This is a genomic window from Streptomyces sp. YPW6 (genome assembly GCF_018866325.1).
Classification (GTDB): Bacteria; Actinomycetota; Actinomycetes; order Streptomycetales; family Streptomycetaceae; genus Streptomyces.
On sequence record NZ_CP076457.1, the window covers coordinates 3,986,371 to 4,001,932 of the forward strand.

Genomic DNA, 15,562 nt, shown 5'->3' on the forward strand with positions numbered 1-15,562 from the left:
CAGCGGCACAGGAGGGGACCGTATCGGCAACACTGGTTGTATGCCGAAGCCTGGACCTTTGTCTGCCGAACTCATCCCTGATGGTACCGAGTTGGAGGACTTCAACGCCGCATATCGGAAGGCCAAGAGAGAGCGTGTGCCGTTCGTGTGCGTATCAACCGGTAGCCGAGGCACATGGACGGCCAAAGTCGACGTGCTGAGCGCTGCTGCCTGGCCTGTCTCGCAAGAGCGTCAGGATCTGCTGGACAAGGTCATCGTGGGGCTTGTGGCCCAGGATTCGGCGCGCACTGGCACCACGGGCCCGGACTACTTCACAGTGTCCGGCCTGAAGGATGAAGTGCTGGCGCGCTCCGTTGCTGCCGCCATGCACGCGGGCCTCTACGGCGATCTCCTGCCGCTGGAAGAGCTGCTGCCGACCTCGCCTGTGCGCGTCGTGCCTGCTCCTGTTGGCAGTGCTTCCTCCGGCGTCGGGGCCGCTGCCCCCGTCACGGGCTGGGATGCCGTACGGGTGTCTGCCGATGAGGCGGCCGACATGGATGACCTGGGACATCTCGTGGGCCTTGTAGGCAGTGCCGTCGGACAGCTGTCGGTGCTGTTGGCTCGGGCCACGGGGCAAGTACTCGACCCGGGCGCCGACCCGTCCACTGCAGATGCCGACCTTGCGGGCCAGTCCAGTGTCAGGAGAGCCGTCCATCTGCTGCAGGACGCTTACAACGACTCGGACCCCACGACTGCGCAGGCATCCCGGCTCACTGCTCTTCGAGGCGCACAGCACGCGCTGGAGGGTGCAGCCTTGGCTCTGCTCACGATGGAACGGCAGATCGTCCAGGGCGCGCGGGCACACCAGGAAGCAGCTGACATCACGGGTGATTGATTTCGTCGCCGAGGCGGTCCCTTATCGGGGCTGCCGGTGATGGCCAACATGCGTCGCTGATGTGACAAGGCTTGCTACGGTCCGTCCATGACGTTGCCGGTGCCTTCTGCGCGTGCTGTTGATCTGCGGGTTGAGTCGGTTGATGACCTGCTTGATCGGGTGGAACGGTCTTTGCAGGTCCGCTTTGATCGAGACACGGTGATCCGTAAGCGCCGCTCTGTGGGCGTCCGTACGAACCGCGGTACATGGGTGCGGGTGGAGCGGCGGACGTTCAAGCGCATCGAAGCCCAGGGCGGTAATGGGCCAGAGGCGGCGGCCGTTCTGCGTGGGGTGGCCATGCCGCGCTGGTGCGGAGCGGTGACCTGGCGCGATGAGGCTGAGCCTGTCATGTGGCGCGCTGATGAGACGGGACTGGTGGACGATCCGCCGGTGGGTGAGGCAGCCTTGGTGATCGAGGATCCCCGGCTGCCTGACACCTGGTGGGACGGGTTGAACGCTTCGCTGGATGCCCTCGCTGCACAGCCCACCCCTCGTGTAGCGACTTCGGACACTGAGTCGATGACGCAGGACCTTGTGGAGGCCACCATCCGGCCGGTCTTCCCTGGGATCCCGGACCTCATGGTTGATGAATGGGCTTCTGCGCATGCGGACTTGACTTGGGCGAATGTCATGGGCCCGGAGTTCTGCATCATCGACTGGGAGGACTGGGGGATGGCGCCTCGGGGGCTTGATGCGGCGACCTTGTGGGGCAACGCGCTTGCTGTGCCCGCCCTTGCGGATCGGGTCTGGGCAGAGCGGCGGCCGGACCTGGAGAGTAGGTCCGGCCGCCTGATGGCGCTGTTCTTCTGCGCGAAGGTTGTGGGTCCGTACGCTCACGACGCCGATCCGAGGCTGGAGCCTGCGCGGAAGGCGGCTGCTCATCTTGTCGCCGGGCTTCAGCCCGTCTGATCGTTACGTGCCAGGAGCTGACGGTACTGAGTGATGGCCTCGAAGTTCACTTCGCGGGCGAGTGAGTTGATCAGCTCCTCCAGGTGTGCGGTCTTGCTCGTACCTGCCGCCACTGCGTCGACCTCGGGCAGGTGGAACGCGGCACGGAAGGCCGCCTGTCCTGGGCTGCAGTCCTGACCTGTGCCCATGAAGATGCGTGGATCGAACCGCTTCCAGATGGGCTCCGTTGTGCTGCCGCCGAAAGGGCTCATGCCCCACAGCGCTGATGGCTGCCAGCGGGAGACGAGCGTCTCGCTCGCGTCCAGGATCTCGGCTCCGACGACGAGGCCGGCGCGGACCATCAGCACGTCGGGGCGTGGGAGCGGATGTCTGGCCAGTTCTGTCAGCGGCCGGGGATCCCAGGAGGAGATCCCCCAGGAGCCGCAGAGCCCTGCTGCGGTGGCGTCCACGAGCACGGAGCAGGCGGCTTCCAAGCGGTCCTGCCGCTGAGTACGGGAGCCGTCGGCCAGGCTGTGCTCGGGGTTGTGCAGGAACACCAGGTCCGGCTCGCGGCCCAGGTCCCGAGCGGCCTGTTCCAAAGCAGTGTGGAGCCGGCCGGGGTCAAGGGAGTGTTCCGAGGTGCTTCCTGCCGGGAAGTAGCCGACCTTCGTGGACACTGTGAACTTCGGCAGCAGATCGCCGGCTACCTCGGCCAGGACCTGGTGCGAGTGGAAGTCCAGGTAGTTGGTACTGGTGTCGATCGTGGTGATGCCGAGGTCCGCGGCAGCCGTCAGGAGAGAGCGTTCGTGACGAGACCGGTGTAGCCCGAGGACAAGTCGGGGGTGAGTGGTGCGCAAATCTCCTCCTCCACCAGGATCGCTGCTACTTCGGTCACCTCGGTGCCCACCGCAGGGGCCACCTCGCCCAGATGGACAGGCTTCCCGCTCAGCAGGAGGCGGAGTGCGGGGAGGGCCTTGGCGCTGAGCGTGAGCTTCCTGCCGGACGTCACGACGTCGACTGTCGCTCCGTTCTCCTCGATCCGGGGCGGGAAGTGCGTGGTGCAGACGACGGCTTCGAGGTCGCCGAAGATGTCGAGGAAGGGCACCTGCCGAGCGGGCGTCGTCTCGTGTTCGTACGTCCTCAGGAAGTCAGCGGGGGCACGCTCGGCAGCGAGTCGGGCCGCGGCCCCGGTAAGGGCCTGGTGATCGGCTGCGACGGTGCGGTCGAGGTCGTGCCGGAAGATCTCGTGTTTGCGGGACCAGTCGGCCAGCCACGCGAGCCAGCTCGCTCCGGTGCGCTTGGTGATCCCGAACGTGACGTGCAGGCTCTTGCCCGTTCCGCTGCCGGTGCGGGTGGCCTGGTGCCAGTGGCCGCGGGGGATGTGCATGACGTCGCCAGGTGTCATCGTGCCGGACCAGACGACATCCTCGCTCGGCGTGGTGTTGGGATCCGCGTCCCGGTACATCGGGGCCGTGCGCGAGGTACCGCGTACCTCCCAGTCCTTCTCGCCGGCGAGCTGGACGATCAGGACGTCGTGGTCGTCCCAGTGGAGCGGGAAACCCGCCGCGTCGTTCGTGGTGAGATATGCGTTCACCTGCACTCGCTCGTGCGACCACCACTGCAGGGCCCGGCAGGTGACTTCCATCGTCGGGTCGAAGACATTGGCCTGGTCGAGGATGAGTGTCGCACCCTCGCGCAACAGCGATCCGAGGCTACGCATGTTGACCATGGAGATGCTCTGGCCGCGCGGGCTGACGCTGTCGGTGTAGTAGACGGCGGGATGCACTTCCTCGCCCTTGCGGAAGCAACGGAACTGGGGTCGGTACAGGCTCCTGCGCATGGCGATGTCGAGCAGGCGGTTCGGGGTCAAGATGCGGGAGGCGAGGTCTGGATCGTCCACGTGTCCGCGTACAAACTTGGTACCGAGTGCCTCGGCTCCGTTCCACCCCAGCGCCTTCTCGACGGCTTGGATCAGTCGATGTTCCACCGCTACCTCCAGATGAGTTCGGCTTCGTGATGCAGACGCTCAGCGGGGCCGACACGGCAGGCCGCGTCGGCCCCGCCTTCTTCGGGTGCTACTCGATGTCGTTCAGGTTTCCGTCGCCTCCCGGCCACGGTGAGTCGCCGGAGCTCCCCTGGTTGTCCGACCGGAGGCTGTCGTACCGGTCGTGCACGGCGGTCAGTTCCTCGACCGCCACCAGAAGGCCGCTCTGTGCCGGAGGCGGCGTTGCATTCTCTGCCACTTCGTGCTCCTTCCTTCATCGAGTTCTCCTCCGCCCGGGCTCGGGCGGAGGTCCCTCGGCCTCCCGCTGTACGAGAGTCCGAGGCAATCCGCACGTACCGGTACGCGCCGGCCGTGCGGAGACTTAGTGGTCACACGGGAGCGAGGTCCTTATTCCGCAGTCCCTCCAGGACACGTGCGAGCAACGCCACGTCGGGCTCCCGGGACTCGACAGCGGCCCGGCCCTCCTCGTACCAATGGCCAAGGGCCTTCTGCCAGGTGATCTCCGCCTGCATGACTTCGGCGCGGATCTCGCTCATCGCGAGCTCCGCTTCCACGCGGAGGCGGGCAAGGTCAGCTGGAGTGATACGCAAAGGCTCAGGGAGGACAATCAGGTCCGGATCGCCAGGCGGGCGCAACGGCCCGAAGTCGATCTCGACACATGCATCGGGGTGGGGGGCATCGGCCAGCTCCGCTGCGGGCAGGAGACGTAAGGCGATCCTGCGGACGTTCACCGACCGGGTCACCGCCCGGACCCGTCGGCTCTGACGCGCAGCTCTGCCCAGACGACCTTGCTGGCGGGGTGCAGGTCGTACCCCCAGCGGTCACTCAGCGCGTCGACGAGAAACAGACCTCGGCCGCTGCCGGAGTCGTCCTCTGAAGTTGAGATCGCCGGGGCCAGCGGGGATGTGTCGGCGACGGCAATCCGGACAGTGTCGTCGCCGACACGTGTGATGGCGACGCGGGTCAGGTGGCATCGCGTGTGGACGATGACATTGGCGACCAGCTCGGAAACGATCAGCTTGCCATCCTCGGCCAGGGATGCAAGTCCCCATGTATGCATGGCTGTTTGGGTCAGCATGCGAGCGCGGCGGGCGGATTCGGATGCGCATGGCAGGGTCTCGCTGTAGCCAGGTGCACCCGTCGCGTTCGGTCTGGCGCCGGTCGTCGTCATGGAGCTCTCTCCTCGGGAGGTGGGGCGCCCGGCCCTGACGGAGGTGGCAGGGTCGGGCTCTCTCCGAGCCGTCGAGCTTGGGAAGTTGCGAATCCGCCCGTCGGCCGATGTTCAGTCAACGGTCTCGGCGGGGCATAAAGGGACTCCGAGAGATGACTCCAAGACGGAGTCACCGAGAGATTGCTGCACGCAGCATCTGACCAACGTGCAGTAGGGGGGAGGGCGATGGACCGCCAGGCAACGGATCCGCGCGATGTCGTCGCAGGGATGCTCGACGACCCTCGTCTGCTTGCCGCGTTTGCCGAGCGCGACATGGGGACGCTGTTCCGCCTGCTCAATCACCGGGGTGTCAGTACCCGGCGCCTTGCCGCAGATGTTGGCATCACCCAGGGGCGGCTCTACGACTACATGAACGGCAAGAGCCGGGTCGAGAAGCTCGTCCTGTTCGAGCAGATTGCTGATGCCTTCCACATTTCCTGGTCAGCTTCTTGGGCTGGCGCGACGAGCGTGGGAGCCGGCGGAGGCGAGAGAAGTTCATCACTCTGCTCAAGTGCCGCCCGATGGCGATGACTTGGCTGCCATGGATGCCTTCCGTACCGCCGATCGGCAGACCGGTGGCGGGCGGCTGTACCAGGCCGTCGTGCGGCACCTCAGTGACCGCGTGGCCCCGCGCCTGGTCGACGCTGACAGCGGGCCGCAGATCTTTGCCGCAGCGGCGGCCCTGACGGAAATGGCCGGCTGGATGGCGCACGACTCGGGCCAGGATGCCTTGGCCGCACGGCATTTCACGCGCGCGCTTCCCTTGGCCCGTACCTCCGGTGACCTGCCCCTGGCCGCGCACGTCGCCGCGAGCAGCAGCCACCTCGCACTGCAGGCCGGAGAAGCTTCGCAGGCCGCACACTGGGCCATGACCGGCCTCGATCTTGCTTGGAGAGGCCCGCGTATCCCGGCCCTCGTAGCCCGACTGCACACCATGCACGCCCGAGCCCTCGCCGCGGCCTCCCAGCACACCCCGGCATCCCACGCCCTGGAACAGGCCCACCGCGCAGTCAGCGACTCCGCCGACACCGACCATCCCTGGCTGAGCCCCTTCGACCATGCAGCGCTGGCCAGCGAGTCCGCCCTCATCATGCGTGACCTGGAACGGCACGACCAGGCGCTGTCACACGCCGAGAACGCCGTCCGGCTCCGCGAGGACGGCCGAGCACGGTCCCTCGCGCTGGGCCGCATCACGCTCGCCGACATTCACATACGCCGGTCGGACCTTGACGCGGCGATCAGCGTCGGCAACGACCTCCTCAGCACAAGCCCTACTCTTGGCTCCGTTCGCGTTGCCCGCCAACTCGACGATCTGCGAAAGCTCTTGGAGCCCCACAAGGGATACAGGCCCGTACGGGACTACCTGGCGCGATTCGGCGAGGCGCGGCGCGCAAGAATGCTGCTGCTGGCCGACATCATCACGCCCAGGGGAGACGCCCCATGACTCCGACGCCTGCCGACCCCGACGCCTGGAACGCGTACCTCGCGGAAGGCAACGCCAAGCAGGCCCGAAAACGCGTGGCGGCGGACGTGCTCCTCCGGGACCCCGCGGGGCGGGTACTCCTGGTCAACCCCACCTACAAGCCCGGCTGGGACCTGCCGGGTGGCATGGCCGAAGCGAATGAGCCCCCCGAAGAAGCCGCCCGGCGCGAACTACGGGAGGAACTGGGCCAGGACGTTGCGTTGCGCGGGCTCCTGGTCGTGGACTGGATCGCCCCGCACGGTCCGTGGGACGACCAGATTGCCTTCATCTTCGACGGCGGCACCCTCGACGGTTCCCAGGTGCTGCGGCCTCACGACCAGGAACTGTCCGAAGCGCGGTTCGTGCCGCTGGACAAGGCACTTGAGCTGGTCAGGGACCGTATGCGGCGGCGGCTGGACGCCGCCATGACAGCACTGCACCAAGGCCGGCCGCTGTATCTGCACGATGGCGCCGCCACCTGGTGATCTGGGGTCCTCCTCAGGCGCCCTCCGCGTCTGCCCCCTCATCCAGCCAGACCCTCACATCGATGCCAGCCCTGAAGCTGCGTCCGTTTGACGTCGCGTCCATGCGGTCGTGATCAGCGCCGTCGGGTCCGGGACGGTTGTGGCTGAGCGGGTGGAGCGGCCAGTGGTGGCCGCCCTGGAGTGCTCGGGCGCCGGCTTGTGCTTCGTGCCAGTGCCGCACGGGCGCGGGCACTGGGCACCGGCCTCGCGCTGATGCGTTCGAGGCGCCAGGTCAGGACGCGTGCGGGACGCCGGGCATCGTCCAGCGCCCGCTGGTCGGCGGCCTGCAGCAGGAGCTGTTTGGGGTCGTGTCCGGTTTTCTCGGCGTCGGCGAGGACGGCTGCGAATGCGTCGAAGGCGGGATCCTTCAGGATCTGTTCTGCGTGTTCGGGCAGGGTCTGCTGGATGAGGAGGACGTGTCGCTCCACCACCTGCTGGGGTGGGCGGCGCTGGGCGAGCACGGTCAGAGGCGTGACGGCCGCCTGCTCGTAGGCGGCTTGCAGATGGATGAGGGCCTGGTGGGCTGCGGCCGTCTGTTGGTTGTGATGGCGGAGCTGGCGCCAGCGCGCGGCGGCGATGACAGCGAGGATCGCTGCGTCAAGGAACATCGCCAGCAGAGCGCCGTCCCTGGGGGCGGGCTCGTGGACCATGGCCCTTACAGCGCCGCGCAGGGCGCGGGCGTGCTGGTGCTCGGCCTGGATACGGGAGCGGGTGGCGCGCTCGAACGCCTCCGCAGCCTGATGAAGATCAGGCTGGACACCTCGGGGTGCGAGGAGCGGCAGGGCGTCGAGGGCCTCACCGAAGGCGGCCAGATGGGCCTGAGCAGATGCGTCATCACCGTGCTCAAGGCGGTGAGGGATGCGTTCCGCAGCGGCGGTGGCTTGATGCCACGGGTTGGTCTTGCGCGGGTCTTGCTGCTGTTCGGTAGCTTCGAGACGCGTTCGGATCTTGGGGAAGGACAGGTCCGGCGAGAGCCCGGAGCCTGAGTACCAGATTGGTTCCTGCTTGGCGTTGGCGTCGCCTTGGAGGGCGACGGTGTAGCCGCGTACGTCGCCGGACGGGAAGTGCTTGACGTCGAGGAGGATGCCGTTGGTGCGCTCCAGCAGGTGCAGGAAATCCTCGGTGCTGGTGGCGGCAGCCACGGCGGTGCGTACCGTGGTGCGCAGGTGTTCGCGGGCGGTGCGGGCCTGGGCTGCTGCAGCCATGCACGTTGCCGCGGAGCCCTATGCGGGTCGCCCAGGAGGATGGTCTCGATGCGATCGACGATCACGACCTCGGTTGCTCTGATCGTTGGCAGAGAGCAGCCGAAGTCTGTCCGTCGAGGTCCAGGGTGCTCCGCCCCGCGCAACTGAGACCAAAACTGAGACCACGCATGTCGAAGGGCCCCACTGTGAACAGTGGGGCCCTTCGACATCGTGCCCGGTGAGGCACTGGCGGAGGATACGAGATTCGAACTCGTGAGGGGTTGCCCCCAACACGCTTTCCAAGCGTGCGCCCTAGGCCACTAGGCGAATCCTCCGCCGCAAACAATACAAGACGTTGGAGGGTGCTCGCGAACACGATCCCCGGAGATCGTCCTGAGAGGGTCCGCGGATGTGCCGAGGGCGGCTCGCGGAGGTCTCGCGAGGTGGGGCGGCGGTCGAGGGCGGGTGGACCGGAGGGGGTGGGGATCCGCTAAGGTGGGCGTCAGCCCCTCACGTGGCGCTATCTGACTGAACTCCCCCAGGGCCGGAAGGCAGCAAGGGTAGGTTGGCTCTGGCGGGTGCGTGGGGGGTCCTTGCGTTTCCGGGGCGTCGGTCCGGGCAGCGCTCGGTGGCCCGGGGTTCCGGCGGCGCGAGCTGTGGTGGAAGCCTCCGTGTGAGCCGTGGGGGGCCGGGTGTCGGTCCGCCCCGATAACCTCGTAGGTGTGTCGTCCCTTGCGCTGTACCGCCGCTACCGCCCCGAGTCGTTCGCCGAGGTCATCGGTCAGGAGCATGTCACTGACCCGCTCCAGCAGGCCCTGCGGAACAACCGGGTCAATCACGCGTACCTGTTCAGCGGGCCGCGCGGCTGTGGAAAGACGACCAGCGCGCGCATCCTCGCGCGTTGTCTGAACTGCGAGCAGGGGCCCACGCCGACCCCGTGCGGGGAGTGCCAGTCCTGTCGGGACCTCGCGCGGAACGGGCCGGGGTCCATCGACGTCATCGAGATCGACGCCGCCTCCCACGGTGGTGTGGACGACGCCCGTGATCTGCGCGAGAAGGCGTTCTTCGGGCCCGCCTCCAGTCGTTACAAGATCTACATCATCGACGAGGCCCACATGGTCACCCCGGCGGGCTTCAACGCCCTGCTGAAGGTGGTCGAGGAGCCGCCGGAGCACCTCAAGTTCATCTTCGCGACGACCGAGCCCGAGAAGGTCATCGGGACGATCCGGTCGCGTACGCACCACTATCCGTTCCGGCTGGTGCCCCCGGGGACCCTGCGCAGCTATCTCGCCGATGTCTGCGGACGGGAGAACAGCCCGGTCGAGGACGGCGTCCTCCCGCTCGTCGTGCGTGCCGGCGCCGGGTCCGTGCGTGACTCGATGTCCGTCATGGACCAGCTGCTGGCCGGTGCGGGCGACGACGGTGTGACGTACGCCATGGCGACCGCTCTTCTCGGGTACACCGACGGCTCGCTGCTCGACTCGATCGTCGACGCCTTCGCCGCCGGTGACGGAGCAGCCGCCTTCGAGGTCGTGGACCGGGTCATCGAGGGCGGCAACGATCCGCGCCGGTTCGTGGCCGACCTCCTGGAGCGGCTGCGGGATCTGGTGATCCTGGCCGCCGTGCCGGACGCCGGGGACAAGGGGCTCATCGACGCCCCCGCCGATGTCGTCGAGCGGATGCAGGCCCAGGCGTCCGTCTTCGGCGCCGCCGAGCTCAGCCGCGCCGCCGACCTCGTCAACGACGGGCTCACGGAGATGCGCGGCGCGACCTCGCCGCGCCTCCAGGTGGAGCTGATCTGCGCCCGGGTCCTGCTGCCCGCCGCCTACGACGACGAGCGGTCGCTGCAGGCCCGGCTCGACCGGCTGGAGCGCGGGGCGTCGGCCGCCAATGCCGCCGCCTTCGCCGCGCCGCCCGCCGGTGCCGCCCCCCTGGGGTACGTACCGGGCCCGGACGCCCACGCGCCGCAGGCCCAGGCGCGTGCACCCCAGGGCCCCGCGCCGGTGGCTCCCGCTGGTCCGGACGCCGCCCGTGCCGTCGTACGGGGCGAGGCACCGCCCGCCGCCCCGGCCGCCTACGCACCGCCCGTCGCCGAGCCCGCCCCGCAGGCCCTCCGGCGCCCGCACCCGAGCCCGGCCAGCGGCCCGGTTCCTGGCCGACCGCCGCGGGCCCCGGATCCGGGCGGGGTCCGCACCCGGGGAGCAGGCCCGTCGTCCCGGTGGCTGGCCCACCGCGTCGGCCCCCGGCAGCGGACCGGCCCCCCCCCACACCCACACCCCCGCCGCAGCCCCTGTCGCCCCCGCCGCACCGGCCGCGCCCGAGGGCGGACAGAACATGGCCCAGGGCGCCGCCCAGGTGCGGAACATGTGGCCCGACATCCTGGAGGCGGTCAAGAACCGCCGCCGTTTCACCTGGATCCTGCTCAGCCAGAACGCCCAGGTCGCCGGATTCGACGGGACGACGCTCCAGCTCGGCTTCCTCAACGCGGGCGCCCGCGACAACTTCGCGAGCAGCGGCAGCGAGGAGGTCCTCAAGCAGGCCCTCGCCGAGCGTTTCAACGCCCAGTGGCGCATCGAAGCGGTCGTCGACGCCTCCGGTGGCGGCGGCATGCCCGGGCCGTCCGGTGGCGGTGGCGGACGTCCCGCTCCGCAGTACCAGCCCGCCCCGGCGGCCCCCGCCGCCCCGGTCGCGTACGAGCCCCGGCCCCAGCACACCCCGCCGCCGCAGTCCGCGCCCACGCCGCAGGGGCAGTCCGGCCCGTCGGCCCAGCAGCCGCCTCCCGCCGCGCCGCCGCAGGGCCGGGACTCCGGGCCGGCACCGGAGGCGCTCTCCTCCTCGTACGGGGCCGAGCCGCCGCGCTCCGTCTCGCTGGAGGACGACGTCCCGGAGGACGACGATCCGGATCTCGTCGACTCCGCGCTCTCCGGCCACGACCTGATCGTCCGCGAGCTCGGCGCCACGGTGATCGACGAGTTCGCCAACGAGCAGTGAGGCGCCCGGCCGGGTAGCGACGGCCCGGCCCCCGGTTACCGGGCGTCTACCGGGCGTCTTCGTGTCGGTCCTGCCGTCCACCGCGTCCCGCCCGCCGGACAGCGGCTGCTCGGCCCCGGCTGCCGGGCGTCCCCGGGCCGGTGAGCCCCCCTCGCGTGCCGCCAGCGGCGCCCCGGCCTCGCCACCTCTCGTGGGCGCCCCGTACCCGTCCGCCACCCACCGCGGCCCGCCCCGCCGGACAGCGGCCTCCGGCGCCCCGTACCCGCCCGCCGGCCACCCACCGCGTTCCGCCCCGCCGGGCCGGTACGGGCCCCGGCTACCAGGCGCCCCGGTACCTGCCCTGCGGCCCACCCCGTACCGGCCCTGCGGCCCACCCGGGACCGGCCCTGCGGCCCACCCCGCACCCGTCAGGCCGTCCCCCCACCCGTACCGGCCAGGCCAGCCACGGGTACCGGCGGGGCCGTCCACCCACCGGCGCCCGTCGGGGCTCCCCGCGCCCGGGGGCTAGGCTGCATCCCGTGAAGGTCCTCGTCATCGGCGGCGGCGCCCGCGAACACGCCCTGTGCCGCTCTCTGTCCCTCGACCCCGATGTCACCGCTCTGTACTGCGCCCCCGGTAACGCCGGCATCGCAGAGGTGGCCGAACTGCACCCGGTCGACGCGCTCGACGGTGACGCCGTCGCGCGCCTCGCGACCGAGCTGGGCGCCGGGCTGGTGGTCGTCGGCCCGGAGGCGCCGCTCGTCGCCGGGGTCGCCGACGCCGTGCGGTCGGCCGGCATCCCCTGCTTCGGCCCCTCCGGTGAAGCCGCGCGGCTGGAAGGCTCCAAGGCGTTCGCCAAGGACGTCATGGCCGGCGCCGGGGTCCCCACCGCCCGCAGCTACGTCTGCACGACCCCCGCCGAGGTCGACGAGGCCCTCGACGCCTTCGGTGCCCCGTACGTCGTCAAGGACGACGGCCTCGCGGCCGGCAAGGGCGTCGTCGTCACCGAGGACGTGGACGTGGCCCGCGCCCACGCCCTCTCCTGCGACCGCGTGGTCATCGAGGAGTTCCTCGACGGCCCCGAGGTCAGCCTCTTCGCGATCACCGACGGCACCACCGTGGTGCCGCTCCAGCCCGCCCAGGACTTCAAGCGCGCCCTGGACGGCGACGAGGGCCCGAACACCGGCGGCATGGGCGCCTACTCCCCGCTTCCCTGGGCCGACCCCAAGCTGGTCGACGAGGTCCTCGAAACGGTCCTGCAGCCCACCGTCGACGAGCTGCGCCGCCGCGGCACCCCCTTCTCCGGGCTGCTCTACGCGGGCCTCGCGATCACCTCGCGCGGTGTCCGGGTCATCGAGTTCAACGCCCGCTTCGGCGACCCCGAGACCCAGGTCGTCCTGGCCCGGCTGAAGACCCCGCTGGCCGGGGTCCTGCTCGCCTCCGCCAACGGCACCCTCGACGCCCTCCCGCCGCTGAACTGGCGCGACGACGCCGCCGTCACCGTGGTCATCGCCTCGCACAACTACCCCGACACCCCGCGGACCGGCGACCCGATCGACGGGCTCGCGGACGTCGCGGCGCAGGATGCGCCCGACGCGTACGTCCTGCACGCCGGGACCCGTGCCGAGGGCGACGCGGTGCTCAGCGCGGGTGGCCGGGTTCTCTCGGTGACCGCGACCGGCAAGGACCTCACGGCGGCCCGGGAGCGCGCCTACACCGCGCTCGGCCGGATCCGCCTCGACGGCTCCCAGCACCGTACGGACATCGCCCTGAAGGCCGCCCGGGGCTGACCCGCGCCCGGGAACGCCGCCCCGGGCCCCGGGGCGGCACCCCTTCGCCTCGGCCACGCCGTCCTCGCCCGGCGCCCAGGCTGATCCGTGCCCCGGGCGGCCCCCACCCGGGGCGGCCCTGGGCCCTGGGTCGGGCCCCGGGGCGTTACCCCCGCCCCGGTACCCCCGCCCCGGGTCACGGCACCCCGCCCGGCCCTCACCAGCACCCCCTCGCCTCTTGTAGCTGCGTCCGCGCGCCTCCGCAGCCCCTCGCGCCCGCCCGGGTACGCCACCGGCGTGCCCGCCCCCGTACGCCACCGGCTTACGCGGCGGGCGCGAGGGGCTGTCCCGTACCACCAGCCCGTTCCCTGGCCTGCCCCATGGGTGCGAACACGTCAGCAGCTTTGCCCAAAGCCATTCCATCGGGTGACGGCTGGGCTATCCGGATGACGGCCGCCGGACCCCCAACTAGGGTGCGGCGCAAGCGGTCCGGCACTTGGCCCACCGGCATTGCGATGTCGGTGACGGGTGCCACAGTGGGGGAGTGAGCAACACCGCCGCGAGGGCCCAGAGGGCCGTGATGAGGGCAGAGGGGGTGACGTCCGGCCGTGTCCGGTACCGACGTGGGTGAGGAGCTGGGTGCGCGGGCCGCGCAGGCCCGGGCGCTCGCCCTGCTGCGGATCCGCAGCAGGGCCCTGGCCGTGGCGATCCTGCCCGCGGCCGTCGCCGTCGTGCTGTTCGCGGCGGACGCGCAGGGGCATCTGGCCGGTCCCGCCTGGGACGCCGTGCGGTGGACGGTCCTCGGCGTGGCGGTCCTCGTGCTGCTGGTGTCCGTCCTGGTCGCCGTCGCCGTGGCCCGCGCGCGGCCCGCCATGAGCCCGACCGTGCCCGTGGCGGAGGAAGGCGCCCCCGACCTCTACCGCCTGGTCCGCGACCTGGCGGACCGGCTCGACGTGCCCGCGCCCTCGGCCATAGCGCTCACCCCGGACTGCGATAGCTGGCTGGAGGACCGGACGCACCGCGCGCTCCGGAAGGGCCCGGGAGCCGCGCTCCGGAAGGGGCCGGGAGCGTCGTCGGAGAAGGGCCTGGGAGCCTCGTCGGAGGGCGCGGACACCGCTCCCGTGCTCGTCATCGGCTCGCCGTTCCTGTGGTGGATGCGGGTCGCCGAGCTCCGCGCGGTCCTCGCCCCCGTCGTGGCGGGCACGGGCCCGTCCGCGCATCCCGACATAGCCGCCGCCCGCCGTTTCGTCCGCGGTCTGGACGCCGTGATCGCCGACGCCGCCGCCCCCGGCCGCGGGCCGGTGCGCGGGGCGCCGCTCGCCTTCGCCGGCTGGGTCGCCCGGCTGCTGCTGCGGGCCTGCCGGGACCATGCCGCCGAGATGGAGCGCTGTGTGGCGGCCGCCGCGTCCCTGCGGGCCCAGACGGTCGACTACGGGCTGCGCATCGCCGCCCAGGAGCAGGTCGGTCTCGCCTACGCCGGCTGGGACCGGCTGCTCACCCGGGTGGCGCTGCCCGCCTGGCGGATGGGCCGCTGGCCCTCCCGGCTGGACGCCGGGGTCGTCTCCGCGCTCACCGAGCTCTCCCGTCGGGACCGGCTCGCGGACGGCTTCGCCCTGCGCCTGGGCGAGCGGCCCGCCTGCGACCTGCTGGAGCAGCCCGGGGCGGCCGACGAGGCCGCGTCCCTGCTCGCCGCCCGGCTCTTCCACGGCGGCCCCGCCGAGAGCGGTCCGGGCTGGGCGCCGGTGGACTGGCAGCAGTATCCCGACGAGGTCGTCGACCGGAAGTGGCGCAGCGAGGCGGCCCGGCTGCACCGCGTCCTGGACACCCTGGGCGTTCCCCGCGCATCCGCCGCCGACCCGGCCGTCCCCACGCTGGCCCGCGTCATGGAGCACCTGTCGGGGCCGGGCGGACCCGAGGGGCCGGGCGAGGCGCTCGCCGCGGGCATCGGCGCCGCGGTCGCCCGCGAGGAGGCCGGGGCCCCGGCGCCCGGCGGCGGGCAGGGAGCCGGTGGTCAGGGCCAGGCGTTCGGCGGCCCGGCCGACGACCCCCTCGACGCCTGGGGGCCCGGCCCGCTGCCCCTCTTCCCGCTCCAGCCGCCGCGTACGGGCACCGAACTGCTCGTCGACCACGTCGCCGCCATGGTGTGCTGCGCGGCCGTGGACACGGCGGGCGCGGCCCCCGGCCTGGACTGGCTGGACGGTCCCGCGCTGCTCGTCGGCGGTACGCGCCGGGCGGACCTCGCGGACCCCGTCCTCAGCCTCGTCGAGGACGGCGATCCGGACCCGCTGCTGGCCTGGCTCGCCGAGGTGGGGGTGCGATCCGACAAACCGGTCCGGCTGGTGTGACCCCGTACGCCGGCCGGTTCGTGCGGTCCCGTTCGTGCGGTCCCGGTACACCGGTCCGGCCGCTGTGATCCTGTGTGCGGGTGCACGGCACAGCGGCACCCCTGCCGGTACAGCGCTACGGGCGTGCTGCTACCCCGTACGCCCCGTACGCGGGTGCTACGCCCCGTACGCGGCCGCACGGCACCCCGCCCGAACACGCGGACGGCGCCGTACGGACCCGACGCCGGCGTTCGCACCCCCGCGCCGGAGAGCGGAGCCCCGAAGCCGCCGTACAGGGCCGATGCCACCGCTC

At 71.2% G+C, this 15,562-nt stretch carries 13 protein-coding genes, 1 tRNA gene, 1 other RNA gene and 2 pseudogenes; 10 read left to right on the plus strand and 7 right to left on the minus strand.

Going from position 1 to position 15,562, the window contains the following annotated elements:
• The first annotated feature begins 58 nt into the window (after window positions 1-58).
• Window positions 59-874: a hypothetical protein gene (locus KME66_RS17635; protein WP_216323628.1), complete on the plus strand. Its 816-nt coding sequence runs from the start codon at window positions 59-61 to the stop codon at window positions 872-874.
• Between the two features lie 87 nt (window positions 875-961).
• The gene (locus KME66_RS17640) at window positions 962-1,822 is read left to right on the plus strand and encodes a hypothetical protein (protein WP_216323631.1); all 861 of its coding nucleotides are present in this window, start codon (window positions 962-964) and stop codon (window positions 1,820-1,822) included.
• Here KME66_RS17640 and KME66_RS17645 read toward each other — a convergent pair.
• The 5 genes from KME66_RS17645 to KME66_RS17665 form a co-directional block, all read right to left on the minus strand.
• Complete coding sequence (locus KME66_RS17645; protein ID WP_216323633.1) at window positions 1,810-2,658, minus strand: aldo/keto reductase; 849 nt, start codon at window positions 2,656-2,658, stop codon at window positions 1,810-1,812. The two genes, KME66_RS17640 and KME66_RS17645, sit on opposite strands and share 13 nt — an antisense overlap.
• Window positions 2,592-3,788 carry a cupin domain-containing protein gene (locus KME66_RS17650; RefSeq protein ID WP_216323636.1) on the minus strand — a complete coding sequence of 399 codons (1,197 nt, stop codon included), beginning with the start codon at window positions 3,786-3,788 and terminating at the stop codon, window positions 2,592-2,594. Before KME66_RS17650 ends, KME66_RS17645 begins: the two co-directional genes overlap by 67 nt.
• An 88-nt stretch (window positions 3,789-3,876) precedes the next feature.
• A complete protein-coding gene (locus KME66_RS17655; protein ID WP_216323639.1) occupies window positions 3,877-4,044 on the minus strand; it encodes a hypothetical protein in 168 nt (55 codons plus the stop codon).
• Between the two features lie 130 nt (window positions 4,045-4,174).
• Window positions 4,175-4,342 (minus strand): hypothetical protein, encoded by a 168-nt coding sequence (locus tag KME66_RS33970; protein ID WP_253208381.1) that lies wholly within the window; start codon window positions 4,340-4,342, stop codon window positions 4,175-4,177.
• 203 nt (window positions 4,343-4,545) lie between these two features.
• Window positions 4,546-4,977: an ATP-binding protein gene (locus KME66_RS17665; protein WP_216323643.1), complete on the minus strand. Its 432-nt coding sequence runs from the start codon at window positions 4,975-4,977 to the stop codon at window positions 4,546-4,548.
• A 225-nt stretch (window positions 4,978-5,202) separates the two neighbouring features.
• Between KME66_RS17665 and KME66_RS33975 the strand changes: the two genes are divergently transcribed.
• The 3 genes from KME66_RS33975 to KME66_RS17675 are packed head-to-tail and all read left to right on the plus strand — an operon-like array spanning window position 5,203 to window position 6,963.
• Window positions 5,203-5,547, plus strand: coding sequence for a helix-turn-helix transcriptional regulator (locus KME66_RS33975; protein ID WP_253208382.1), 345 nt, complete (start codon window positions 5,203-5,205; stop codon window positions 5,545-5,547).
• 10 nt (window positions 5,548-5,557) lie between these two features.
• On the plus strand, window positions 5,558-6,460 hold the full coding sequence (locus KME66_RS17670) for an XRE family transcriptional regulator (RefSeq protein WP_253208383.1): 903 nt from the start codon (window positions 5,558-5,560) through the stop codon (window positions 6,458-6,460).
• Window positions 6,457-6,963 (plus strand): NUDIX hydrolase, encoded by a 507-nt coding sequence (locus KME66_RS17675; RefSeq protein WP_216323645.1) that lies wholly within the window; start codon window positions 6,457-6,459, stop codon window positions 6,961-6,963. Before KME66_RS17670 ends, KME66_RS17675 begins: the two co-directional genes overlap by 4 nt.
• Before the next feature lie 113 nt (window positions 6,964-7,076).
• Here KME66_RS17675 and KME66_RS17680 read toward each other — a convergent pair.
• Window positions 7,077-8,186: pseudogene (locus KME66_RS17680) on the minus strand (mobilization protein); the annotation flags it as partial.
• Window positions 8,187-8,433: 247 nt separating this feature from the next.
• Window positions 8,434-8,521: transfer RNA gene (locus KME66_RS17685), tRNA-Ser, on the minus strand.
• Between the two features lie 169 nt (window positions 8,522-8,690).
• Here KME66_RS17685 and ffs point away from each other — a divergent pair.
• The 5 genes and pseudogenes from ffs (at window position 8,691) to KME66_RS17705 (ending at window position 15,270) form a co-directional block, all read left to right on the plus strand.
• Window positions 8,691-8,781, plus strand: an RNA gene (gene ffs / locus KME66_RS17690) — signal recognition particle sRNA small type.
• Between the two features lie 127 nt (window positions 8,782-8,908).
• Window positions 8,909-10,417 (plus strand): annotated as a pseudogene (locus KME66_RS17695) (DNA polymerase III subunit gamma and tau); the annotation flags it as partial.
• 103 nt (window positions 10,418-10,520) lie between these two features.
• Window positions 10,521-11,177, plus strand: coding sequence for a hypothetical protein (locus tag KME66_RS34560; protein ID WP_367303647.1), 657 nt, complete (start codon window positions 10,521-10,523; stop codon window positions 11,175-11,177).
• A 518-nt stretch (window positions 11,178-11,695) separates the two neighbouring features.
• Complete coding sequence (gene purD / locus KME66_RS17700) at window positions 11,696-12,946, plus strand: phosphoribosylamine--glycine ligase (RefSeq protein ID WP_216323650.1); 1,251 nt, start codon at window positions 11,696-11,698, stop codon at window positions 12,944-12,946.
• 587 nt (window positions 12,947-13,533) lie between these two features.
• Window positions 13,534-15,270, plus strand: a complete 1,737-nt coding sequence (locus KME66_RS17705; protein ID WP_216323653.1) for a hypothetical protein — start codon at window positions 13,534-13,536, stop codon at window positions 15,268-15,270.
• Window positions 15,271-15,562: the final 292 nt, after the last annotated feature.

What these genes read in the sequence shown, in the direction of transcription:
- KME66_RS17640 (WP_216323631.1), top strand. Translation starts at nt 962, where the DNA reads ATGACGTTGCCGGTGCCTTCTGCGCGTGCTGTTGATCTGCGGGTTGAG.
- KME66_RS33970 (WP_253208381.1), bottom strand. Translation starts at nt 4,342, where the DNA reads ATGAGCGAGATCCGCGCCGAAGTCATGCAGGCGGAGATCACCTGGCAG.
- KME66_RS17665 (WP_216323643.1), bottom strand. Translation starts at nt 4,977, where the DNA reads ATGACGACGACCGGCGCCAGACCGAACGCGACGGGTGCACCTGGCTAC.
- KME66_RS33975 (WP_253208382.1), top strand. Translation starts at nt 5,203, where the DNA reads ATGGACCGCCAGGCAACGGATCCGCGCGATGTCGTCGCAGGGATGCTC.
- KME66_RS17670 (WP_253208383.1), top strand. Translation starts at nt 5,558, where the DNA reads ATGGATGCCTTCCGTACCGCCGATCGGCAGACCGGTGGCGGGCGGCTG.
- KME66_RS17675 (WP_216323645.1), top strand. Translation starts at nt 6,457, where the DNA reads ATGACTCCGACGCCTGCCGACCCCGACGCCTGGAACGCGTACCTCGCG.
- KME66_RS34560 (WP_367303647.1), top strand. Translation starts at nt 10,521, where the DNA reads ATGGCCCAGGGCGCCGCCCAGGTGCGGAACATGTGGCCCGACATCCTG.